This is a genomic window from Rhizobium sp. CIAT894 (assembly GCF_000172795.2).
Classification (GTDB): domain Bacteria; phylum Pseudomonadota; class Alphaproteobacteria; order Rhizobiales; family Rhizobiaceae; genus Rhizobium.
Window position 1 is genome coordinate 141,374 of the sequence record NZ_CP020951.1, and the last position, 21,964, is coordinate 163,337.

The window sequence follows — 21,964 nt, forward strand, 5'->3', positions numbered from 1 at the left end:
GAATGGTCCTCAATGCACGGACGGTTCTTCGTCTTCGAGAAAGGAGCGAATGCCGTCGCGCGCCACCACGGCCAGGAATTCGTCGAAGGCTTCCCGGTCGGTGGCAAAGGGTTCGTCCCAGCGGATCAGATCCTCGGCTTGCGTGACGACTTCCATCGTCCAGTCTTCGTTGCTGCCGGAGGTGCGGAAGATATCGACGAGCACGGTAATCCCGTCATCGGAAAATTCCCCCGCCAGTTCGGAGTGCTCAAGCTTTTGTTTCTTTGCCATTCAGCCGCCAGCGCCGGGAGGGGCGTCGTTTTTGAGATGTTCTTCGTATTGAACCGTCTCGGTTTCGTTCGTGTCGATCGAGGCATTCGCGCCTTTCGCAAGGCGAACGCCGGCGCCGCCACCATTCTCCGGAATGAAAAGCACGCCCGCATCCTCCAAGCTACGTTTCACATCCTGCAGGATTCGCGCAGACGGGGAAAGCGTCCCGGCCTCGAAATCGGCAATCGTCTTTTTGGCGATTTTCGCGGCTGAAGACAAGTCGTCTTCGGACCATCCGACGAGAGCACGCGCGGCCCGGCACTGAGCTGGAGATAGGGACAAAATAACCACCTGATGTCGAAGAAAGGGATGGAGCATCGCCGTCGCTCCGGAATTCACGGCCTGCTCTCGATCAGCACTATGAAAGATGTGACCGCCGGAGAAGAAGGCAAGCGCGTGTCTTGCCGGAGCGGAATAGGGCCTGCTGATCTACCCTGATTGGGCGATGGGGAGGTTGATTGACGGAATATTATCAAGGCCTAATCTAATCGCCTTTGTCACGCCGGGAGGTAACAATGCGTGAGCCAGATATGCAGAAACTCGATGCGCTGGTCGGTCGTCTCGTCGGCGATGTCGGCGCCGCCATGTCCGGTGCCTTGGTCGTGCTTGGCGACAAGGTGGGGCTGTTCAAGGCGATGGCCGACGGCACGCCGTTGACCGTCGAGCAGCTTGCCGCGAAAACGGGGGTGAAGGAGCGTTACCTCAGGGAATGGCTGAGTGCCCAGGCGGCCGCCGACTATGTCGTTTACGATGAAAAAACCGATCGTTTCAGCCTGACGGCGGAACAGGCCATGGTCTTTGCCGAGGAAAACAGCCCGGCCTTCTTCGTCGGCGCCTTCGAGGTGGTGCAGTCCATGTGGATGGACGAGCCGAAGATCGCTGAAGCCTTCCGCACCGGCAAGGGGCTCGGCTGGCATGAGCACAGCACCTGCCTCTTCCGCGGCACCGAGCGGTTCTTCCGCCCGGGTTATAACAGCCATCTGGTCAACGAATGGATTCCGGCACTGGCCGGCATGGACGAAAAGCTCAAGGCTGGCGCCAGCGTCGCCGATGTCGGCTGCGGCCACGGCGCGTCGACCATCCTGATGGCGCAGGCCTATCCCGCCTCGCATTTTACCGGCTTCGATTATCACGGGCCCTCGATCGAAAGAGCAAAGGCTGCCGCCAAAGAAGCCGGCGTTGCCGACCGTGTCACCTTCGAGCAGGGCAAGGCGGCGGAATTTCCCGGGCGCGGCTATGATATGGTCGCCATGTTCGACTGCCTGCACGACATGGGCGATCCGGTCGGCGCCGGTCGGCATGTCAGGGAAACGCTTGCCCCGAACGGCACCTGGCTGATCGTCGAGCCCTTCGCCCACGACCATTTGAAGGACAATCTCAATCCGGTGGGACGCGTCTATTACGGCGCCTCGACGATGATCTGCACGCCGGCATCGCTCTCCCAGGAAGTCGGGCTCGGGCTCGGCGCCCAGGCGGGGGAAATGAAGCTCCGCAAGGTCGCGCTCGACGCCGGCTTCAAGCATTTCCGCCGCGCCACGGAAACCCCGTTCAACATGGTGTTCGAGGTTCGGGCCTGAAGAAGCCGGGGAAACTATTTCAGCTTGCCGATGCTGGCATACATGCCGGTCGTGCGGAATTCCGTCGGGTTGGTGCCGTAAACGCGGCGGAAGACTTTTGAGAAATAGTTGGCGTCCTCGAAGCCGCACATGATGGCCACTTCCTTGACCGGCAGGAAGTCGGCCTTGGTCAGAAGCTTAACGGCGCGCTGCAGGCGCTGCTGCAGCACGAATTCGGCCGGCGGCACGCCCTCGCTCTCGGCAAAGCTGCGTGAGAAATGCGCGCGGCTGAGGCCGACGATGCCGGCAAGCTCACTGACCGGCAGCGGTTTTTCGAGATTGGCATTGATATGGTCGATCACCGGCTGCATCAGGCTCGCTTCGGCGGCAAAGGCCGAAGAGCCGAAGACGTCGTCGTAGAGCGCCATCGCCGCCTCATAGGCAACCGCCGAGGCTGCTCCCGGCGACGTCGCGCCCTTGACGAGGCGCAGGCTGCAATCGGCGAGATGATCGATGGTCGAGCGCTGCAGCTTCAGCACCGGACCGGCGGTCGACAGCACCAGCTGGTGGATGCGCAGCGTTTCCTCGCCATTCATCGAGATCCAGAAATATTCCCAGCGCTCGCCCTTCTCCAGCCAGTAGCGGTGATTGTGCGGGACGAGCACCAGCAGCGTGTCCCCGCCCTGAAGGCGATAGTTGCGGTTCTGGTAGCGCAGCCGGCCCGAGCCGCTGATCGTGTGCTGCAGCACGGTGAAGGGCGTCTGGCCACGCCTTCTGCCGTCCCAGTCATAGGTTTCGTTCTCGCGCACTTCATAGCCGGTGCTGGTCGGCATGGCATGCAGCCGCTGCCGGCCGCGGGGCAGCGAAACCGTTCTCATCGACTGTCCGTTGGCGATTAAATCCTGCAGCACAAAATTACCCCTGAAAGCATAATCCTTCTCTGGTCGGCCCGCCGATTTCGGGCATAATCCCGCTCGACAACACAGAAGAGAACCACGGCCGATCGAGCGGCCGGGAGGAAAACAGGCAGTTTTACGGCTTTTTCAACCCCATGCGCCGGCATGCGGCCTGTTCCTCCATATCAATCTTTTCTCTAGCATTCCATTGGGTCGAGGTGAAGATCATGAGTTTCAAAATCGCTATCATCGGTGCGGGCAGCGTCGGTTTCACCAAGAAGCTGTTCACCGACATCTTGTGCGTGCCGGAGTTCCGCGACGTCGAATTCGCGCTGACCGATCTCAGCGAGCATAATCTCGAAATGATCAAGGCGATCCTCGACCGTATCGTCGAGGCCAACGGGCTGCCGACCAAGGTGACGGCGACGACCAATCGCCGAGAGGCGCTCGCAGGCGCCCGTTACATCATCAGCTGCGTCAGGGTCGGCGGCCTCGAAGCCTATGCCGACGACATTAGAATTCCGCTGAAATACGGCATCGACCAGTGTGTCGGCGATACGATCTGCGCCGGTGGCATTCTCTACGGCCAGCGCAACATCCCCGTCATCCTCGACTTCTGCAAGGATATCAGGGAGGTCGCCGAGCCCGGCGCCAAGTTCCTCAACTATGCCAACCCGATGGCGATGAACACCTGGGCGGCGATCGAATACGGCAAGGTCGACACCGTCGGCCTCTGCCATGGCGTCCAGCACGGCGCAGAACAGATCGCCGAGGTGCTCGGCGCCAAGTCGCTGGGTGAGCTCGATTACATCTGCTCCGGCATCAATCACCAGACCTGGTTCATCGACCTGCGCCTCAACGGCCGCAGGATCGGCAAGGACGAGCTGATCGCCGCCTTCGAGGCGCATCCGGTCTATTCGCAGCAGGAAAAACTGCGCATCGACGTGCTGAAGCGGTTCGGCGTCTATTCCACCGAAAGCAACGGCCATCTCTCGGAATACCTGCCCTGGTATCGCAAGCGGCCGGAGGAAATCACCCGCTGGATCGACATGTCCGACTGGATCCACGGCGAGACCGGCGGTTATCTCCGCCACTCCACCGAAACGCGCAACTGGTTCGAGACCGAATTTCCGCAATTCCTGGAATCCGCTTCGAAGCCGATCGACCCGGCCAGGCGCTCGAACGAACATGCCAGCCACATCCTCGAGGCGCTGGAGACCAACCGGGTCTATCGCGGTCATTTCAACGTCAAGAACAATGGCGTCATCACCAACCTGCCGTCCGATGCGATCATCGAATCGCCCGGCTTCGTCGATCGCTTCGGCATCAACATGGTCTCCGGCGTCACCCTGCCGGAAGCCTGTGCGGCGACCTGCATTGCCTCGATCAACGTCCAGCGCATGTCGGTGCATGCCGCGATCTCAGGCGATATCGACCTGTTGAAGCTTGCCGTGCTGCACGATCCGCTTGTCGGCGCCGTCTCGACGCCCGAGGAGGTCTGGCAGATGGTCGACGAGATGGTCGTTGCCCAGGCGCGCTGGCTGCCGCAATATGCCGATGCCGTGCCGGCCGCCAAGGAGCGGTTGTCGAAATCGAAGGTGCAGACCCGCGACTGGGCGGGGGCTGCGCGCCGCACCGTCCGCTCGATCGAGGAACTGCGCGCCGAAAAGGCGGCGCTCAAACAGGCCGTCTGAATTTCGTGACGGATGGGTCGTCATGGGTTTCCGGGAGGAAAATCCATGACATCAGGCCCGCCATCACATCGTGCGAGGAAAAAGGAGCCCGTGTGATCACCCGCGCTCCGGAACAAGAGGGAGAACGATGATGAATATCCGCAAAACAGGCATTCTGGCCGGCTTGGCGCTCGGCGTCTCGGTGCTGGCGCTGAATGCCTATGCTTCCGAAGCCACCGTTCCGCCGGCGCCGGCGGACTTTCCGGCCGAAGGCAAGATCAAATATGTGGCGCGCGACTCCATCCTGGAGTTCAAGGCGCTGCCCGAATATCACGAGCCCGACTGGGTCACGAAGAGTTTCGTCGCCACCGGCAAGCTGCCGGCGGTCAAGGACCGCCTGCCGAAGGAGCCGCTGGTCTTCAAGACGGGCAATATGCCCGACGGCACCGGCGTCTACGGCGATACGATGCGCCATGTCATCGGCGGCCGGCCGGAAGGCTGGAACTACGGCGCCGGCCAGACGCAGGGTTGGGGCGGCATCGATATCGGCCTTTCCGAATGCCTGACGCGCACCGCGCCGCTGTTCCAGGTGGAAGCCAAGGATACCGAGCCGCTACCGAATCTGGCCAAGAGCTGGGATTGGTCCGCCGACGGCCACAAGCTGACCATGCACCTGGTCGAAGGCGCAAAATGGTCTGATGGTGCGCCGTTCAACGCCGACGACATCATGTTCTACTGGGACGACGAAGTCGTCGATCCGAACGTGTCGCCGCTCGGCGGCGGCGCCTCGCCTGAGGCTTTCGGCGTCGGCACGACGCTGAAGAAGATCGACGACTACACCGTCGAGTGGACCTTCAAGGAGGCCTTCCCGAAGCAATATCTCTACACGATGTCCTACCCGAATTTCTGCCCGGGTCCGTCGCATATCCTCAAACCCCAGCATCCGAAATATTCGAAGAACACCTACGACCAGTTCAAGAACGCCTTCCCGCCGGAATACATGAACATGCCTGTGATGGGCGCCTGGGTGCCGGTGGAATATCGCTCCGACGACATCATCGTGCTGCGCCGCAACCCCTATTACTGGAAGGTCGACGAGAAGGGCAATCAGCTGCCTTATCTCAACGAGCTGCACTACAAGCTGTCGACCTGGGCCGACCGCGACGTGCAGGCGGTGGCAGGATCGGCCGACATCTCCAATCTCGAGCAGCCGGAAAATTTCGTCGCCTCGCTGAAGCGCGCCGCGGAAAAGACCGCGCCCGCCCGGCTTGCCTTCGGACCGCGCCTGATCGGCTATAATCTGCGGATGAACTTCTCCGCCAATGGCTGGGGCAACCCGGACGAGCGCGGCCAGGCGATCCGCGATCTGAACCGCAACGAGGACTTCCGCAAGGCCGTCACCATGGCGCTCGACCGCAAGGCGATCGGCGACTCGCTGGTCAAGGGGCCGTTCACCGCGATCTATCCGGGCGGGCTTTCCTCCGGCACCAGCTTCTACGACCGCAACTCGACCGTCTACTATCCCTTCGATCTCAAGGGCGCCAAGGCCGAACTTGCCAAGGCCGGCCTCAAGGATACGGATGGCGACGGCATCGTGAACTTCCCGGCCGGTACGGCCGGCGGCAAGAATGTCGAAATCGTTCTGCTCGTCAACAACGACTATACGACCGACAAGAGCCTCGGCGAAGGTGTCGTCGGCCAGATGGAAAAGCTCGGGCTGAAGGTTATCATCAATGGGCTCGACGGGGCGAAGCGTGACGAAGCCCATTATTCCGGCCGCTTCGACTGGCTGATCCAGCGCAACACCACGGAACTCTCGTCGGTGGTGCAGAATACCGAGCAGCTCGCCCCGGTCGGTCCGCGCACCAGCTGGAACCATCGTGCCGGCAAGGACGACAAGCTCGATCTGATGCCGTTCGAACAGGAGCTTGTCGACGTCGTCAACAAGTTCACCACCAGCCAGAGCAACGACGAGCGCGTCGATTTGATGAAACAGTATCAGAAGATCTCGACCGAGCACGTCAACACCGTCGGCCTGACGGAATATCCGGGCGCGCTGATCATCAACAAGCGCTTCTCCAACGTGCCGCAGGGGACGCCGATCTTCATGTTCAACTGGGCTGAAGACTCGATCATCCGCGAACGCCTGTGGGTGGCCGCCGACAAGCAGGGCAAGTATGAACTGTTCCCCGAACAGCTGCCCGGCAAGCCCGGCGACAAGGGTCCGATCAACTAAAGGCCCGATCAACTGATGCCCGATCACTGATGCTTGTCATCAGGGCAAAGAGCTAAAGCGCGCCGCAGGTGATGCGGCGCTGGAGAGTTCCCTCCCAGCTGAAGTGAGTTTCAGGCCGCGCGTGGCGCGCGGCCTGATATGACCAACGAGCCGGCCGCGCCGACAAGGAGCGACTGGCGGCAAAGCGAAGCGAACCGTTCGATGTTGCGATTCCTGCTCGTGCGCATAGCCTCCGCGATCCCCGTTCTCTTCATTCTGAGCGTGGTGACTTTCGCGATCATCCAGGCACCGCCCGGCGATTATGCCGATTATATAAGATCACAGCTGATCAACCAGGGTGGCGCTTCCTACGCCCAGGCCGAAGCGCAGGCGCAGGCCTACCGGGCCGAACACGGCCTCGACAAGCCGCTGGTCGTCCAGTACGTCAACTGGATCGGCGGCATCGTGACGCGCGGCGATTTCGGCTACAGCATGTTCTACAACAAGCCGGTGGCCGATGTGGTCGCCGAGCGGCTGCCGCGCACGCTGCTCCTGGCGCTCGTCTGCCACATCTTCGCCTCGGTGCTCGGCATCGGCTTCGGCATCTGGGCGGCGACGCGGCAATACAGCTGGATCGACAGCCTGCTTTCGGGAATTTCCTTCCTCGGCATGACGGTGCCGCGCTTCCTGATGGCGCTGATCATCGTCTACCTCCTGGTCTTCCAGTTCAACGTGTCCGAGATCGGCAGCTTCTTCTCGCCGCAATATGGCGGGGCGCCCTGGTCCTGGGCGAAATTCGTCGATCTCGTCCACCATGTCTGGCCTGTGGTGGCGATCGCCACCTTCGGCGGGCTCGCCTACAATATGCGCGTGATGCGCGGCAATCTGCTCGATACGCTGAATGCCCAATATGTCGAGACGGCCAAGGCCAAGGGGCTTTCCGGCGGCGCGGTGGTGATGCGCCATGCGGTGCCGAACGCGCTGCATCCGCTGGTGATGTATCAGGGCGTCGTGCTGCCCTACATGCTGACCGGCGAGATCGAAACGGCGATCATCTTCGCCCTGCCGACCGTCGGCCCGGCCATCGTCGGCTCGATGGCGGTCGGCGACGTCTATGTCACCGCCACCTTCATGATGGTGCTGTCGGCGACGCTGATCGTCGGCAATATCATCGCCGACATGCTGCTCGCCTTGCTCGATCCGCGCGTCCGCCAGTTCGGAGGAGCCTGACATGCTTGCTTTCGATTCTTCCGACACCCCGCCGACAACCGAACCCGCGGTCAAGAAGCCTTCGCACGGCGGCGAGAGCTATCTGGCGCTCGTCTGGCGCCGGCTGCGGCGCTCCTGGACCGGCATGGCCGGGCTGGTGCTGGTCGGGCTGCTGCTCTTCATGGCGGTCTTTGCCGATTTCTTCGCACCGATGGATCCGAAGGCCACCGATGTCGGCTTCGCGCCGCCGCAGGTGATGAGCTTCCACGACAAGGACGGCAATTTCGTCTTCCAGCCGCGCGTCTATGCGCTGTCGGATTCCGAGGAGCTCGACCCCGTCACCTTCCAGCCGATCGTCGGCGTCGATTACGACAATCCGCGCCTGCTCGGCTTCTTCGTCAAGGGCGCCGAATACCGACTTTTCGGCCTGATCCCGGCCAGCCGGCATTTCTTCGGCTCGACCGACGGCCAGCCGGTGCATTTCCTCGGCACCGACAAGTTCGGCCGTGACGTGCTGTCGCGCGCCATCATCGGCTCGCGCATCTCGCTGATGATTGCGCTGACCGTGGTCACCATCGTCACCGTCATCGGTACGACGGTCGGCATGGTTTCGGGTTATTTCGGCGGCAGCTTCGATGTCTGGCTGCAGCGCTTCGTCGAACTGGTGCTCGCCTTCCCGCAGCTGCCGCTCTATCTGGCGCTGACCTCGCTGATCCCGGTGACGGCGCCGACCAACGTCTTCCTCGCTTTCGTCATCGGCGTGATGTCGGCGCTCGGTTGGGCGCAGATGTCGCGCGAGGTGCGCGGCAAGACCCTGGCGCTCGCCCGCATCGATTATGTGAGGGCGGCGATGGCGGTCGGCGCCACCGACACCCGCATCATCCTGCAGCATATCTTCCCGAATGTGATGAGCCACGTCATCGTCGCGGTGACGCTCGCCATACCGAGCGTCGTGCTCTTGGAATCCTTCCTCGGCTTCCTCGGCTTTGCCGTCAAGCCGCCGCTGATTTCCTGGGGGCTGATGCTGCAGGATACCGCGACCTATTCGGTCATCGGCTCCTATCCCTGGATTCTTTCCCCCGTCGGCTTCGTGCTCGTCACCGTCTTCGCCTTCAATGCGCTGGGCGATGGACTGCGCGATGCAGTCGATCCTTATTGAGGTGATCGATATGGCTCTTGCACTGGTCAACTCCTTCGCCCCGCCCGTCCGTCACGACCACGACGGCCGCTCGGACACGCCTGTGATCGACGCCCGCAACGTCGCGGTGAATTTCAAGGTCGAGAACGGCATGGTCGAAGCCGTCAAGGATGTCTCCTTCCAGCTCTATCGCGGCGAAACGATCGCGATCGTCGGCGAATCCGGCTCCGGCAAATCGGTAACGGCGCGAACGGTGATGGGGCTCTTGTCGAAGCGCGCCGTCGTCTCCGACAAATCGACCGTTTCCTACGACGGCAGCAACATCCTGAAATTCTCCGAGCGGGCGCGCCGCAAGCTGCGCGGCGACCGCATCTCGATGATCTTCCAGGAGCCGATGAGCTCGCTGAACCCGATCTATACGATCGGCAGCCAGATCGTCGAGGCGATCCGCGTGCATCGCCGGATCAGCAAACGCGATGCGGAAAAGCGGGCGCTGGAACTGCTCGAACATGTGCAGATCCCCGATCCCGCCGCGCGGCTGAAGCAATATCCGCATCAGCTTTCCGGCGGCCAGCGCCAGCGCGTGATGATCGCCATGGCGCTTGCCAACGATCCCGACGTGCTGATCGCCGACGAGCCGACGACGGCGCTCGACGTCACCGTGCAGGCGCAGATCCTCAACCTGATCCGCAACCTGCAGAAGGAAATGGGGATGGCCGTCATCCTCATTACCCACGACCTGACGGTGGTGCGGCAGTTCTCCGACTACGTCTACGTGATGCAGCACGGCGAGGTGCGCGAGCACAACACCACCGAAGCGCTCTTCGCCAATCCGCAGCACGCCTATACAAGGCACCTGCTCGGCTCCGAACCGCGCGGGCAAGCCAATCCGCTGCCGGAGGGATCGGACGTCATTCTCGATGCCAAGGGCGTGCGCGTCGCCTTCATGCTGCGCCACGGCACCTTCCTGAAGCCGGCGATGCGCGAACTGGTCGCCGTCGACAGCCTCGACCTGACGCTGCGCCGTCACGAGACGCTCGGCATCGTCGGCGAATCCGGTTCCGGCAAGACCACTTTCGGCCAGGCGATCCTGCGGCTGAACAGCCCCCAAGCCGGCGAGATCCATTTCGACCATCAGCCGATCCACGGGCTTTCCAGAGCCGAGATGCGGCCCTTGCGCGCCCGCATGCAGGTGGTGTTCCAGGACCCGTTCTCATCGCTCAACCCGCGCATGACGGTCGGCCAGATCATCGAGGAGGGCCTCGTCGTCAACAGGCTCGGCGCCACGAGGGCCGAGCGCCAGGACCGGGTGAGCGAGGCGCTTGTTGCCGCCGGCATGCCCGGCAATATCCTCTCGCGCTTCCCGCATGAATTTTCCGGCGGCCAGCGCCAGCGCATCGCCATTGCCCGCGCCATCGCGCTGGAGCCGGAATTCATCCTACTCGACGAGCCGACATCCGCGCTCGACTTGTCCGTCCAGGCGCAGATCATCGAACTCCTGCGCAAGCTGCAGGACGAGCGGGGCTTGAGCTACCTCTTCATCTCCCACGACCTCAAGGTCGTCCGGGCGCTTTGCCATCGTGTCATCGTCATGCAGCATGGCAAGATCGTCGAAGAGGGGCCCGTCAACGAAGTTCTCACCCATCCCAAGACCGCCTACACCGAACGGCTCGTCAGGGCCGCTTTCGAGGTAGCATGATTATCGAATGCCGGAGGCTATAATGGCAGGAAATCCCAAAATCACCTTCATCGGAGCAGGCTCCACCGTCTTCATGAAGAACATCATCGGCGACGTCTTGCAGCGTCCGGCCCTCTCAGGGGCGACGATCGCCCTGATGGATCTCAATCCGCAGCGGCTGGAAGAAAGCGCCATCGTCGTCAACAAGCTGATCTCGACGCTCGGTGTGGCGGCGAAGGCCGAAACCTATTCCGACCAGCGCAAGGCGCTTGCCGGCGCTGATTTCGTCGTCGTCGCCTTCCAGATCGGCGGCTACGAGCCCTGCACGGTCACCGATTTCGAGGTGCCGAAGAAATACGGCCTGCGCCAGACGATCGCCGATACGCTCGGCGTCGGCGGCATCATGCGCGGGCTTCGCACCGTGCCGCATCTCTGGAAGGTCTGCGAGGACATGCTCGCCGTCTGCCCCGAGGCGATCATGCTGCAATATGTCAACCCGATGGCAATCAACACCTGGGCGATCGCGGAGAAATACCCGACCATTCGCCAGGTCGGCCTCTGCCACTCGGTGCAGGGCACGGCAATGGAACTGGCGCACGACCTCGACATTCCCTACGAGGAAATCCGCTACCGTGCGGCCGGCATCAACCACATGGCCTTCTATCTCAAATTCGAGCATCGCCAGGCCGACGGTTCCTACCGCAACCTCTATCCGGATCTGGTGCGCGGCTACCGCGAGGGCAGGGCGCCGAAGCCCGGCTGGAACCCGCGCTGCCCCAACAAGGTGCGCTACGAGATGCTGACGCGGCTCGGCTATTTCGTCACCGAAAGCTCGGAGCATTTCGCCGAATACACGCCCTATTTCATCAAGGAGGGCCGCGAGGACCTGATCGAGAAATTCGGCATCCCGCTCGATGAATATCCGAAACGCTGCATCGAGCAGATCGAGCGCTGGAAGGGCCAGGCCGAAGCCTATCGCAGCGCCGACAAGATCGAGGTCACGCCGTCGAAGGAATACGCCTCGTCGATCATCAATTCGGTCTGGACCGGCGAACCCTCCGTCATTTACGGCAATGTCCGTAACAACGGCTGCATCACCTCGCTGCCGGAAAATTGCGCCGCCGAAGTGCCCTGCCTGGTCGACGCCTCCGGCATCCAACCGACCTTCATCGGCGACCTGCCGCCGCAGCTGACGGCGCTGATGCGCACCAACATCAACGTCCAGGAACTGACGGTGCAGGCGCTGATGACCGAAAATCGCGAGCACATCTACCACGCCGCGATGATGGACCCGCACACGGCCGCCGAACTCGACCTCGACCAGATCTGGTCGCTGGTCGACGACCTGCTCGCCACCCACGGCAACTGGCTGCCGGAATGGGCTCGCACATCCAGCAAAATCAAGGCCGCCTGATCCCCTCTCCCGGATCAGGCGTCAAAGAGCCCCGCGGTGTGGCAACGACCGCGGGGCTTTTGCGTGTGGGATGGGGCGCTTTGCAATTAACGGGCTGCTCGGTTCTCAGCCTTCCGGTTCATTCCAGAGCGCACCATCCCGAACGTCATGCGCCCGAAGCGCAAGCAACATATGATCATCACCGGATAAGCGAGCCTGGGAGCGTCAAAGACGTAGATCAGTCCCCATCCCGCCGCAACGAATGCGAGATAAAGGTACAGCGGCCTGAAAGCCGAATTGCTCAACCGCGCAATTCTTTTTCCGACGGTGAGTTGCTGCGCCGGCTGCGGCATACCTTTCGGAGGCTGATCTGCCTTCAGGCTTGCTGGAATTAGTTCGGAACCTGTCCCGAGCCCGGCAAAGAGCTTTCGGAGTTCTTCTGATTTGAGGGGATCTTCTTCATCTGAGATGCGAGCCGCGCGGTGCCCGAACGGCGGAACCAGCGCCTCAGGTAAAGTCCAGGGAAGATTGGAGGCCCCATGGGCGCGGGCGAACTCTCTCAGGCCTTCGGCTTCTGCAACTGTCCAGCTGCACACATCTTCGCCTTCCCACAGCTCTTGGCCCCCATAGTAAATTTCCGACCGGCTGTAAAAGCCCGCATTGACGCGGTCTACCAGCCTCTTGAGCGTCAAATTGTCTTCTTCGAAGGTGTCGGGATGTTCGAGGCGCTCTAAAGGCCCCGCGCGCCAAAAGTAGCTTGCGGCCGTTGCCAGATCGCAGTCCGGCTGCGTCAGGATCCACTCGAACACATCTTCGGCGAAGTCGAAGTTCAGATCTTCTGCAATGGCATGGCGAGCATCGGGAGACCGGCCGGTCAACCAATCGATCATGGCCCGTTGTTCGGCATCATAGCTTTCAAATTTGCCGTCCATCGCTCTCCCTCGGAATGGTCAATCGCCTACTACCCTTCAAAGCAACTCTCAGCAATGAGCGGCTTGAATGGTCGGCCTGCTCAAATAGGGAATATACCGTGCGGTGCGCTTGCCGAAGGAATTTTGGAAGCCCGGCTGGACGTCTTTTCTTACGGGTTGGGCATCGAGGAGGCCCACGGTGTGGCAAAGACTGCGGGGGCTTTTTGGGGGTGGCGCTTTGCAAGTGGCGAGATGAGACGATTGGACTAGGTCAACCACGCAATCGGTATTAGGAAATCTTCATCACCCCGCCAGTTTCCTGCTTCAAAGACATTGTGATGTTGCCCCCAAGCCTTTTCGTCGGCGTGGTCCAAAACTATAATCTGCAGTCGACCCTTGAAGCTTTGTTGCGCTCGTGCAAGCGCGCTGAAGATACGCCGCGTACTTTCAAGATCATCGAGGTGGCGGCGGGGGCGGCGCTGGGAAGCAGCGCTAACATCCGGTCTCCCTTCCACGACCTGTTCAAAGGTGTCACTTGGGAAGTACACTTGGCTCGGTTGATCGATAATCAAGAAAGTAGGGACTGGGTTGTCACCTTTTCGTCTCAAGAAGATACCGTGGAGGCCAAGCAGGGCTGCTAAGTGGTAAGCCATCCAATTCTCACCGCTTCCGATCTCCCATAAAAAATCAGGCCGGTTGGCTCCATCTCGTACGAACTTTACGTTGAGTTCTTTCTCATCGAGAAGCGGCGTGCCGGTTGCCCCGGTTACGGCCAACGCCCTGACGAAACGAACAATGTAATCCGAGATCGCAGCTCGAACAGAGGCCTCTTTCTCCCTTCGCGACTTCTCGTCCGATTGCTTCCGGAGATCCTCGAGTTCTTTTTCTAGATCCGCAATCTTCTTTACTAGCCCCTCTTCACCTTCAACGTCACCCAAGATTTTCAAAGCTTGTTCGGTGTTGCCAAGAAACCGGTACACTCCCTCAAGGCTTTGTGCGTGTCCTTGTTCGGCCTCAAGGGTGGCTTCGAAAGCTTCGCGGGTTCTTCGAAGCTGAAGCATGCTTCGCTCATCGGCGAGCAGGCTTTTTTGGATTCCGATTATTTCGCTATCGACCATTGGGGTCGTGGACGCCGTCCCAGCCGACAGCTCGGTAAGTTCCCTTATCGGCACGGCCAATTGTTGGAGATGGGTGCGAGCTTCATGCGTCTGAGAACCACATAAAACACACTCGCTTGAGGAGACGTGTTCGAGGAACCAACCGGCCCCCTTCACCCGAGCCTGTTGGTCCTCCAGAACGGCAGTGTAGTCAGAAACCGATCGCCTCAAGCTCTTTAGTCGACGAAGCCGGCGACGTTGGGATGAGATTGTTGCATCGAGCGCCTTTTCTTGGCTCCGAATTTCTTCCAACCTCTCGACGGATGCAGAAACACGGCCGGATGCAGGGACGATAGCGCCAGCATTGCCCACCACCCTTTTAAGTATTTCGACGATCTCTCTCAAATCGGCCGGCGGGTCCCCGGCTGGCAAAAGGCTTAGCTCTTGCGCGCGGAAGAATGCTCCGGTTGCGTTGGCCCGCCAGTTTTCGATACCGGTACGACGAGTACGCAGGTCCGCCTCCTGCTTGCGCAGTTCCTCCCGCAACATTTGCATTCGATGGAACCGTTCGATATCGGCGTTGGTGACAACCCCTAAAGCTAAGGGAAGGACGTTTCGAAGCTTCTCGCGGTGTTCACTGGAGTCCGCTTTAAAGAACAACGTGTACGGGTTAGCTACGATGTGTTGTGGAAGAAAATTGAATGCCGCCATGTCCCTGAATGAAGCGCGCTCGTTGAAGCCGCGAGACTGTTCAGGATCAAGTCGGAGGTCAGACAGACCAGAGAGCGCGTCCATCATCGCGCGAAAGCGATCCGCGTTCGTTGTTGCTACTGGCAGAATGGGGAGGGGACTTTCAGCTTCCGGCCCTTCTTGGATCCAGTAAGAGTTGTCGACTTGCCGCCCATCCGGTTTCTTACGAGCAATCCTCATGAGGCCGGCATTCGTTTCGATGAGCAGACCGTACCATGACGCGTGATCTCTGATTTCTCCGACCGGGATCGTGCAATGTTTACCACCAAGAACGTAATCAATAATCGATATTATCGAAGACTTACCAGTGGAGCTCCACCCGCTCACAACACTGATTTTCTCAGTATCAAACGTCACGACGCGCGGCTCATGCTTTGGGTCCATCGGCCAAATGATTACCTGCTTGATAAACAGCTTCATCTCAAAACTCGATCATAAGGTGGCGCTGGATGGTTAGGAGTGACTCTGTAGCAAACCAGGCTCCTAGCCGTTTGGAAGCGGCGAGCATCTCGGTTACAGGGCTTTCGGACTTCCGAAGCGACTTAGGCAACTCGCCTACATTTGCCCTGAAGGCGGGAAGTCACTTAAGCGTCTCGCGAGACAAGAGGTCAGCGCTATTCGCAACTTGCAGTGCAAGTAAGGTCGATCCGGAGAAATCCTCCATCCGGGACTGTAAGCCTGCAATTATATCCGGCTTCTCCGACACAGCCTTGAGAATACCGCTCTCGAAGTTCATCCGATAAGCTTTATCAACGGTGGGCTTGTGGAACACCATTGCGGACACGACAAAGAAAAGGGGAAGCGTCGGAGCGTCATCCTCGCCGTATTCGGCGAAGGTTTTTGCAAACTGCCAAAATATGCAGGCCCCGAGCATAGGGTTTCGAAGTACCAGCTCTTCGTGATTAGCGCGCATTATTTTTCTCCGGCGGTCCGAAAGTTTGGATGCCACCAAACCTCATCGTCATCGGCAAGTCGGTGGTAGTGGCCAGAGGTCATATACAATTCGCTGCAGTGTTGGCCGCCGAGTGGCTCGCAGTGAAAGTATGTTGTTTCGGAAAGCACTCGTTGCCCCACTTCCGCTGGCTGACGATCCCGATGCACACGTTTTTCATTTCGCATTATGTTGCGCCAGCGGGCAATTAAGCGACCACCTCGATCCTGCCATTCGCGATCGGCAACGTCTCCATCTGCGCTAAGTCTATGCTTTTCGACATTGAACTGTATGAAGTGTTCCACAGCTTGCAGGAGATCGTCGTCGTCCGCTTCAATCCGGCGCAGATGTTCTGCGAATGGCCGAGCTAGAGCTCGGTCACGGTCGCTTGCTGCGATCTCTACGTCTCGGGCGGCTCGGGGCAGAAACCTTTGTCGTGCCAGTGAGGTTTCGATTTCTCGACATTGTCGAATGCATGCCTGTCGCGAAATCATGCCAGGGAGACTGGCATCCCATGACTCTTTAAGAACTCGAGTCAGCCACCCCAACAGGAAATCGAGAACCTGCTGCTGCTCCAGACCTGGGTGAAGTGCGAAGCCATTCGCGATCTCGTCGTGCGCAAGTGAAAGCACAAAGCCGTCAACCACCTCAATGCGACTAATGAGTTGGCCAAGGATTTTGTCGTCCGCCGACAACACATCCCTCATCGTTTCGACAATCTTAGCCTTAGATCGCTGCTTTCCTATAGTTCGCAAGGCCACGACAATGCTCTCTACCGAGGAGCCAGCGGAGTCTCGCATTGTCTTGAGCATTAATGCGACACCCGCAGTCACAGGCGTGTTCGTAACAATTAGATACCGTTCGCAGAACGTTCCTGTAGATCGATGTTGTTGCAACCATATTTGAAGCGTTCGCCAAATGGCTTTACTTCGATCGCCGAGCAAATCTGCATCCACGCGGACGCTGTTTTTATCTTGCTCTTGGACGATCGGAACGCCGGCTTTGATTTGAGTAATATCGTCGTAATATTCAACCGCCACCGTTACGTCATGGTTGGCACGACTGAGATGGTACAGGGCTCGCTCGAGCTGCAGGATGTAGCCTGATGCCTGTGGACCCGCTGTATGATCTTTTTTCTGCCCTGCTTCCACCTTCCCCCCAGCACAACTTAGCGCTTAGGTAGTATGACCAAAAGCCAGCTTGAGTTCAAAGATTTGTGTTATTCTTCGTACGATTTTGCCAGCTGTTCACAACAAAAACTCCATTATGCTTGCAAATACCCATTTGGCTGACGATCCTACGGGTGTAAAACCATTTCAGCGCGGGACGCTCAACCTTTCCGTTTGAGACAAGTCAGAAAAGCATATTTACGCTTCTGGCTCGCCTTGACGGTCTGATTGCCTTCAAAGGAATAACCGGAAATGCGCGCTCTCTAGGTACCCCGGAAAATGTAGTGATTCAAACGCGATCACCAAACGCGGCCGACTGGGACGGAGTCGTTGTGGAAGAATACATCCTGTTTCCCGGGTGAGCCGATAAAGCCGTTTGTAGGGTAAGGCATATGCCAGCAACGCCTATCCGTCGCTCTTTGACTGAATAGCAAAGCTCTTTACAGAGTTTAACCTGCTCATCAGCCGTCGGCCTAGTTGCCGGATCTCTGCGAAGGCACTGTTCAATGATGCCGTATATATTTCGGGGCAATTCAGCGAATTGCGGTTTTAGACAATGGTTTTTGCCTTGAAGCCTGCCGCGCAGTAACACGGGTAATAGTCCCATAGACGGAAAAACTGGTCGGAGTAGCCCATTGCCTTGATGTTGGGCCGGGCAGCGAGAAATCGCCTTCGCCATTCGAGAAGCGTGCGCGCATAATCCATGCCGAAATATTCGGAATGCGCCAATGGAAGACCTGCGCGCGCTGCCTGTCCCTCGATGATGTTTTTGTCGGCAGCATGCCGCCAAACATTCCCGTCAGGGCTGCCATTGTATCTTCCCGAAAAAATTCAATGGTTGTCACAGTGCGCGAGCCTGGGTGCCTGGAACTCTGCCCGCTCAATGAGGTCAGGCGGCGGCACGGTAGCTTGCTGTTTCGGGCGGGGGTGGGCTGGTGCGGAAGCGCGCGCCCTTCAGCCAGAGCTTGAGCGCCTCCCAGTGGATGCCGGCCAACACCTTGAGCGTCATGAAGGGGAAACGTAGCAGGTAGCGCGCGAGGTTGGCGTCGGTCAGTGGTGCGGCATCCGCGTTCAAGGTGGCGGCAAGCATTGGTTCCTTGCCGGCGGTCTCATGAATGCGCAGGCGCACGGTCTTGCCAGGCGGCAGGATCCGGAAATGGTAGCGCAGCCCCATGTCCATGAAGGGCGAAACGTGAAATATCTTCGTCCGCATCTGGCGGATTCCGGCGGGACTTTCCTCCCCCGGAAGGACCGGTGCCACGTAGCTGTGCCGTTCGCCGAAGGTATTGCGCACGGCATAGATTATCGCAATCAGCCGGTCTTCCCTGTCATAGGCGAAGTAGGTCGAGAGCGGATTGAAGGCATAGCCGAACATCCGCGGGAAGGCGAGCAGGAGAATGCGCGCGGCCGGCCCCTCGAGCCCGGCAAGCGATAGCAGCCGGTCGGCGAACTGGCGCAGCGTCTCGCCGCTCTCTTCAACATGATCGCACTCATGGAAGGAAAGGATTCCGGGGCGGTTGACCGAGAGTAGACGGGAGAGTTCCGCAAGTGCGTCCAGGCCGTCGATATCAACCAGCAACGAGAAGACGCTGTAGTTGAAGCGGTGGCCGAAGGGCTGGAGCCGCTGGTGCATGACCCTGCCGCAGTAGAGTGTGCCAGGTGCCGCGGGCGGGGGGCCGTTGCTGGCCATGGTGGTGATACGATCTGCCCTCATGTCTTACCCCTTGCCGAGACCCTTATTGGGCAGGCTGCCAATGGACGTTCTTGCACAAAAGGCCACCCAGAATGCAGCCACGGGTGACAAGTGATTTTTCCAGGACCTGAACGGTGATCGAATAGGTACGGTCGCGTTTTGCGTCATAAGCAGTGCCTGCCAGTGTGTCTGGCGATTTCGGCTGAAGTGACATGACCAGGCGATCGCCGGCTTCTTCGCCCTTGCTGGTATCGCCGATCCACAGATTGGTCGCGCAGATGTTGGTGCCGCAGGGCGCGATGCGCACCCGTGCGTTTCCGTCGTCACGCAGCCAGATCCCGCTCGGATCGACCGCTTGCTGCGGCTGAGACGCGGCGGCGTTCGATATCGCGGCTGTACATGCAATCAGAACCGCTATCCTCATCGGTCCGTCCTCCTTGCTTTTCTGCAATACGCACAGGCCGGCCAATTGGTTCACTGAAATGATCCGGCGAGACGGTGCCGTCGTAGAGAATGTCGAGAGCATCGTGGAAGGCACCGATATGAAAACTGTCATCACAGCCTATCTGGCGACCGGCATCGCCTTCCTGATTGTCGATGCCATCTGGCTGACGACGATGGCCGATCTGCTCTACAGACCGCTTCTGGGCGACAAGCTCGAGCCACAGTTTCTGGTGGCGCCGGCAATTTGCTTCTACCTCATCTATGTCGCCGGTATCGTGTTCTTCGCCGTTCTGCCGGCTCTTGAAAGCGGTGGTCTTGCCAAGGCGGCACTGAATGGCGCGGTGCTCGGCCTTGTCGCCTATACGACATACGACCTGACCAACCAGGCGACCTTGAAAGACTGGCCGCTTGCCATCACGCTCGCCGACATTCCGTGGGGGGCCTTTGTGACAGCCCTCGGCGCGTCAGCCGGTTTTATGGTCGCCAGTCGCGTCTGATGATCGTTCGGCTTCCGCAAGGATGTTCGAGAACAGGATGGCGACAAAAGCGGTCAGCGTGCTGGCGCTGATGAGGTTAAGCCGCGCCAGCGCGGCATATTCGGTTGCGCTGTACCTCGCCAGCGGCAGGCTGTAGGCATCGTGGAGCACCAGGAAGGCGGCGACAGCCAGGGCGGTGAGAGCGAGCCCGACAACGCGTTCGCCCGGGCGAAACAGCAAGAGGGCGATCACCCCGCAGGGAATAAGGAATATTTCGACTGCCGAGGCCGTGCCGAACAGCCAGGCGGAGAGCACCGTGTTGCCGATCCCCGCCATCGGCAAGAGCGCCCGCCCGGCGAGGCCGTTCCAGCGCGCAACAGCAGGCACGGCAAGGAAGAGCGGCGTTGAAAGGAAAGTGAACAAGGCGGGTTTGATGTCGGCGCTGACCAGCGAGAAAAGATAAAGCGGATAGAATGGCTGGTTGGAGGCGACCAGCAGAGCGATGACATTCGCTGCGCCCACACGCGAGTCGTCATTGCGAGCATAGGCCCGTACGCCTGCAACAAGGGTGTCGCGCAAAGAGGTCAATCTCCTGGTCCGGCAGGGCGCAGCCGATAGTGGCTGACACCCCAATCCCTGCCATCGGCGTGTCCGAAGAGCCCTGCCGTGGCAAGAAAGAACAGCCGCCAGCGCCGCATCCAAAGAGCCGCATCCCGCCCGTAGGTGGCCGTGAAAATGGGGCGGATCGCATCCCGATTCCGGTCGAAGTTATCGAGCCAGTCGAGCGCCGTTCGTTCGTAATGCTTGCCGCTCCAACGCCAGTCCTTTTCGACGATGAAGCTGTCGCCGAACTCCCGCACCAGACCGTGGCTCGGCATCACGCCGCCGGTGAAGAAATGCCGAGCGATCCAATCCGCCTTGTCGGCGTGGTCGAAGCGATAGGCGGACTTGTGATGGGAGAAGACATGCATGAAGAGCCGACCATCCGGGCGGATCCAGCAGCGTGCCCGCTGGAGCAACGCCTGCCAATTGGACATATGCTCGAACATTTCGACCGAAACGATCCGGTCGAAAGTCCCCTCGGGAGCAAAGGCGTTCATGTCGGCGGTGATGATCGTCACGTTCCGGAGGCCGCGCCGTCTGGTTTCGGCCTCCAGATAAGCGCGTTGGGACGACGAATTCGACACGGAGACGATGCGCGCAGCAGGGTAACGCTCGGCCATGAACAGGCAAAGGGAGCCCCAGCCACAACCGAGTTCCAGAATGTCCTGGCCGTCCGCAAGGTCTGCATGGGTGCAGGTTTCCTCCAGGGCCGCAACCTCGGCTTCGGCCAGCGTGGTGCCGGATGAGGCATATAGGCAGGAGGAATATTTGCGGCGCGGACCGAGCGTCAGCGCAAAAAACGCCGCCGGCAGCTCGTAATGCTGCTCGTTGGCTGCATCGGTGTGAACGGCGATTGGCCATTTGTCCATCGATCGCGCAAACTCACGATCCGTCGGGCCGCTTCCGTCCACCAGCAGCCGGCGCGTGCGGCCGACCAGCCGGCTGATGCCGAAGCGCAGGGCATAATCGGGAAGTGGCAGCCGTTCGGCGGCCGTAATGGCGGTAACCGATAGATTCATGTCGGCTTTTCCCTGTTTTGCGGGCCGGGCCAGAAGGCATTGACGCGATTGGCATAGGAAGCAAAGGCGGTGCCCCGCGAGCGCATCATATGCGCTTCAAGCGGTGGAATTCCCGACACATGCACGAGCAGCCAGTACATGAACACTGGACCGGCGAGTGCCAGCCAGCCCCAGCTCCAGGCGCCTGCCGGCCCGATCGCGATGATCGCGTAGCCGGTCCATCCGAGCCATTGAAAGAAGTAGTTGGGATGGCGCGAAAGACTCCACAGGCCTTCGTCACATACCTTTTTTCTGTTTGCGAATTGGCTGCGGAACCGTGCCAACTGCGCATCGGCAGCGCCTTCGCCAATCACAGCTATGACAAGAATCGCAACACCGACGACATCGCTCCATCGAACGCCGATTGTGGGGTTGCGTGCGGCCAGGAAAATCGCGGCGGCAAGAAGAAGCGCGGCGGCTGCCTGTATCTGCAGGAAGAGGAACAGGCGTGACCGCCAGCTTTCGCCCCATTCCTCACGCAGTTTGGCGTAGCGTGGATCCTCTGCGCCCTGCACCGTGCGCCGCAGGATGTGAATGCCGAGCCTGCAGGACCAGAGCCCCGCGATGGCACCGACCAGCAGTTGACGCCGCCAGTCTGCCTCCCAGCCATCGACGGGGATGAGCGACGCGAAAATGCCGGCAGCGCCAACAAGCAACGACCAGATCGCGTCTATCCAGCCAGATGTCGCGCCCTTGAAGACGGCAAGCGACACACCGGCCATGGCGAGTGAAAGAGCGGCTGCCAGGAGCATGAAAAGCGTCGCC

Annotated in this window: 21 protein-coding genes; 8 read left to right on the forward strand and 13 right to left on the reverse strand. The window is 59.9% G+C overall.

Features of this window, described 5'->3' with window-relative positions:
• Positions 1–9: 9 nt before the first annotated feature.
• Both RHEC894_RS26985 and RHEC894_RS26990 read right to left on the reverse strand, forming a co-directional pair.
• Complete coding sequence (locus RHEC894_RS26985) at positions 10–270, reverse strand: hypothetical protein (RefSeq protein WP_010066184.1); 261 nt, start codon at positions 268–270, stop codon at positions 10–12.
• The gene (locus tag RHEC894_RS26990; RefSeq protein WP_085740127.1) at positions 271–591 is read right to left on the reverse strand and encodes a helix-turn-helix transcriptional regulator; all 321 of its coding nucleotides are present in this window, start codon (positions 589–591) and stop codon (positions 271–273) included.
• 233 nt (positions 592–824) lie between these two features.
• On the opposite strand from RHEC894_RS26990, the gene RHEC894_RS26995 reads away from it, so the two are divergent.
• Complete coding sequence (locus RHEC894_RS26995) at positions 825–1,886, forward strand: class I SAM-dependent methyltransferase (RefSeq protein WP_085739801.1); 1,062 nt, start codon at positions 825–827, stop codon at positions 1,884–1,886.
• Between the two features lie 14 nt (positions 1,887–1,900).
• Here the strand turns inward: RHEC894_RS26995 and RHEC894_RS27000 are convergent, their stop codons facing one another.
• Positions 1,901–2,743 carry an AraC family transcriptional regulator gene (locus tag RHEC894_RS27000; RefSeq protein WP_085739802.1) on the reverse strand — a complete coding sequence of 281 codons (843 nt, stop codon included), beginning with the start codon at positions 2,741–2,743 and terminating at the stop codon, positions 1,901–1,903.
• A gap of 245 nt (positions 2,744–2,988) precedes the next feature.
• Between RHEC894_RS27000 and RHEC894_RS27005 the strand changes: the two genes are divergently transcribed.
• From RHEC894_RS27005 to RHEC894_RS27030, 6 genes are all read left to right on the forward strand, one after another.
• Positions 2,989–4,455 carry an alpha-glucosidase/alpha-galactosidase gene (locus tag RHEC894_RS27005; RefSeq protein WP_085740128.1) on the forward strand — a complete coding sequence of 489 codons (1,467 nt, stop codon included), beginning with the start codon at positions 2,989–2,991 and terminating at the stop codon, positions 4,453–4,455.
• Between the two features lie 127 nt (positions 4,456–4,582).
• Complete coding sequence (locus tag RHEC894_RS27010) at positions 4,583–6,670, forward strand: ABC transporter substrate-binding protein (RefSeq protein WP_085739803.1); 2,088 nt, start codon at positions 4,583–4,585, stop codon at positions 6,668–6,670.
• 201 nt (positions 6,671–6,871) lie between these two features.
• Positions 6,872–7,879, forward strand: coding sequence for an ABC transporter permease (locus RHEC894_RS27015; protein WP_085740130.1), 1,008 nt, complete (start codon positions 6,872–6,874; stop codon positions 7,877–7,879).
• A 1-nt stretch (position 7,880) separates the two neighbouring features.
• Positions 7,881–9,017, forward strand: a complete 1,137-nt coding sequence (locus RHEC894_RS27020; RefSeq protein WP_085739804.1) for an ABC transporter permease — start codon at positions 7,881–7,883, stop codon at positions 9,015–9,017.
• A gap of 10 nt (positions 9,018–9,027) precedes the next feature.
• The gene (locus RHEC894_RS27025; protein ID WP_085740129.1) at positions 9,028–10,695 is read left to right on the forward strand and encodes an ABC transporter ATP-binding protein; all 1,668 of its coding nucleotides are present in this window, start codon (positions 9,028–9,030) and stop codon (positions 10,693–10,695) included.
• A 22-nt stretch (positions 10,696–10,717) separates the two neighbouring features.
• The gene (locus tag RHEC894_RS27030; protein ID WP_085739805.1) at positions 10,718–12,088 is read left to right on the forward strand and encodes an alpha-glucosidase/alpha-galactosidase; all 1,371 of its coding nucleotides are present in this window, start codon (positions 10,718–10,720) and stop codon (positions 12,086–12,088) included.
• An 86-nt stretch (positions 12,089–12,174) separates the two neighbouring features.
• On the opposite strand, the gene RHEC894_RS27035 is transcribed toward RHEC894_RS27030, so the two are convergent.
• From RHEC894_RS27035 to RHEC894_RS27070, 7 genes are all read right to left on the reverse strand, one after another.
• Positions 12,175–12,999, reverse strand: a complete 825-nt coding sequence (locus tag RHEC894_RS27035; protein WP_085739806.1) for a DUF4274 domain-containing protein — start codon at positions 12,997–12,999, stop codon at positions 12,175–12,177.
• A 245-nt stretch (positions 13,000–13,244) separates the two neighbouring features.
• The gene (locus RHEC894_RS27040) at positions 13,245–15,245 is read right to left on the reverse strand and encodes a DUF3732 domain-containing protein (RefSeq protein WP_010069419.1); all 2,001 of its coding nucleotides are present in this window, start codon (positions 15,243–15,245) and stop codon (positions 13,245–13,247) included.
• 160 nt (positions 15,246–15,405) lie between these two features.
• Entirely contained in the window at positions 15,406–15,738 is a 333-nt protein-coding gene (locus RHEC894_RS27045) for a three component ABC system middle component (protein WP_010069418.1), read from the reverse strand.
• Positions 15,738–16,907 (reverse strand): ABC-three component system protein, encoded by a 1,170-nt coding sequence (locus tag RHEC894_RS27050; protein WP_125460999.1) that lies wholly within the window; start codon positions 16,905–16,907, stop codon positions 15,738–15,740. The genes RHEC894_RS27045 and RHEC894_RS27050 overlap by 1 nt, the downstream gene beginning before the upstream one ends.
• A 567-nt stretch (positions 16,908–17,474) precedes the next feature.
• A complete protein-coding gene (locus RHEC894_RS27060) occupies positions 17,475–17,630 on the reverse strand; it encodes a class I SAM-dependent methyltransferase (RefSeq protein ID WP_245339582.1) in 156 nt (51 codons plus the stop codon).
• A 184-nt stretch (positions 17,631–17,814) separates the two neighbouring features.
• Positions 17,815–18,639, reverse strand: coding sequence for a DUF1365 domain-containing protein (locus tag RHEC894_RS27065; protein ID WP_085739808.1), 825 nt, complete (start codon positions 18,637–18,639; stop codon positions 17,815–17,817).
• 22 nt (positions 18,640–18,661) lie between these two features.
• Positions 18,662–19,144 carry a DUF2147 domain-containing protein gene (locus RHEC894_RS27070; protein WP_245339575.1) on the reverse strand — a complete coding sequence of 161 codons (483 nt, stop codon included), beginning with the start codon at positions 19,142–19,144 and terminating at the stop codon, positions 18,662–18,664.
• Positions 19,145–19,160: 16 nt separating this feature from the next.
• Here RHEC894_RS27070 and RHEC894_RS27075 point away from each other — a divergent pair, with 16 nt between their 5' ends.
• Complete coding sequence (locus RHEC894_RS27075; protein WP_085740131.1) at positions 19,161–19,559, forward strand: DUF2177 family protein; 399 nt, start codon at positions 19,161–19,163, stop codon at positions 19,557–19,559.
• Here RHEC894_RS27075 and RHEC894_RS27080 read toward each other — a convergent pair.
• Genes RHEC894_RS27080 through RHEC894_RS27090 form a run of 3 tightly spaced genes read right to left on the reverse strand, consistent with a single transcriptional unit; the run spans position 19,527 to position 21,951 of the window.
• The gene (locus RHEC894_RS27080; RefSeq protein WP_245339576.1) at positions 19,527–20,117 is read right to left on the reverse strand and encodes a hypothetical protein; all 591 of its coding nucleotides are present in this window, start codon (positions 20,115–20,117) and stop codon (positions 19,527–19,529) included. The genes RHEC894_RS27075 and RHEC894_RS27080 overlap by 33 nt on opposite strands.
• A 5-nt stretch (positions 20,118–20,122) precedes the next feature.
• Entirely contained in the window at positions 20,123–21,160 is a 1,038-nt protein-coding gene (locus tag RHEC894_RS27085; protein ID WP_085739811.1) for a cyclopropane-fatty-acyl-phospholipid synthase family protein, read from the reverse strand.
• Positions 21,157–21,951 (reverse strand): DUF1295 domain-containing protein, encoded by a 795-nt coding sequence (locus RHEC894_RS27090; protein WP_245339577.1) that lies wholly within the window; start codon positions 21,949–21,951, stop codon positions 21,157–21,159. The genes RHEC894_RS27085 and RHEC894_RS27090 overlap by 4 nt, the downstream gene beginning before the upstream one ends.
• Positions 21,952–21,964: the final 13 nt, after the last annotated feature.

Bases quoted from the DNA above. Each gene is read 5' to 3' on its own strand.
- RHEC894_RS26985 (WP_010066184.1), bottom strand. From the start codon at position 270: ATGGCAAAGAAACAAAAGCTTGAGCACTCCGAACTGGCGGGGGAATTT.
- RHEC894_RS26995 (WP_085739801.1), top strand. From the start codon at position 825: ATGCGTGAGCCAGATATGCAGAAACTCGATGCGCTGGTCGGTCGTCTC.
- RHEC894_RS27000 (WP_085739802.1), bottom strand. From the start codon at position 2,743: ATGAGAACGGTTTCGCTGCCCCGCGGCCGGCAGCGGCTGCATGCCATG.
- RHEC894_RS27005 (WP_085740128.1), top strand. From the start codon at position 2,989: ATGAGTTTCAAAATCGCTATCATCGGTGCGGGCAGCGTCGGTTTCACC.
- RHEC894_RS27010 (WP_085739803.1), top strand. From the start codon at position 4,583: ATGATGAATATCCGCAAAACAGGCATTCTGGCCGGCTTGGCGCTCGGC.
- RHEC894_RS27015 (WP_085740130.1), top strand. From the start codon at position 6,872: ATGTTGCGATTCCTGCTCGTGCGCATAGCCTCCGCGATCCCCGTTCTC.
- RHEC894_RS27020 (WP_085739804.1), top strand. From the start codon at position 7,881: ATGCTTGCTTTCGATTCTTCCGACACCCCGCCGACAACCGAACCCGCG.
- RHEC894_RS27025 (WP_085740129.1), top strand. From the start codon at position 9,028: ATGGCTCTTGCACTGGTCAACTCCTTCGCCCCGCCCGTCCGTCACGAC.
- RHEC894_RS27030 (WP_085739805.1), top strand. From the start codon at position 10,718: ATGGCAGGAAATCCCAAAATCACCTTCATCGGAGCAGGCTCCACCGTC.
- RHEC894_RS27035 (WP_085739806.1), bottom strand. From the start codon at position 12,999: ATGGACGGCAAATTTGAAAGCTATGATGCCGAACAACGGGCCATGATC.
- RHEC894_RS27040 (WP_010069419.1), bottom strand. From the start codon at position 15,245: ATGAAGCTGTTTATCAAGCAGGTAATCATTTGGCCGATGGACCCAAAG.
- RHEC894_RS27045 (WP_010069418.1), bottom strand. From the start codon at position 15,738: ATGCGCGCTAATCACGAAGAGCTGGTACTTCGAAACCCTATGCTCGGG.
- RHEC894_RS27060 (WP_245339582.1), bottom strand. From the start codon at position 17,630: ATGGATTATGCGCGCACGCTTCTCGAATGGCGAAGGCGATTTCTCGCT.
- RHEC894_RS27065 (WP_085739808.1), bottom strand. From the start codon at position 18,639: ATGAGGGCAGATCGTATCACCACCATGGCCAGCAACGGCCCCCCGCCC.
- RHEC894_RS27070 (WP_245339575.1), bottom strand. From the start codon at position 19,144: ATGCTCTCGACATTCTCTACGACGGCACCGTCTCGCCGGATCATTTCA.
- RHEC894_RS27075 (WP_085740131.1), top strand. From the start codon at position 19,161: ATGAAAACTGTCATCACAGCCTATCTGGCGACCGGCATCGCCTTCCTG.
- RHEC894_RS27085 (WP_085739811.1), bottom strand. From the start codon at position 21,160: ATGAATCTATCGGTTACCGCCATTACGGCCGCCGAACGGCTGCCACTT.
- RHEC894_RS27090 (WP_245339577.1), bottom strand. From the start codon at position 21,951: ATGCTCCTGGCAGCCGCTCTTTCACTCGCCATGGCCGGTGTGTCGCTT.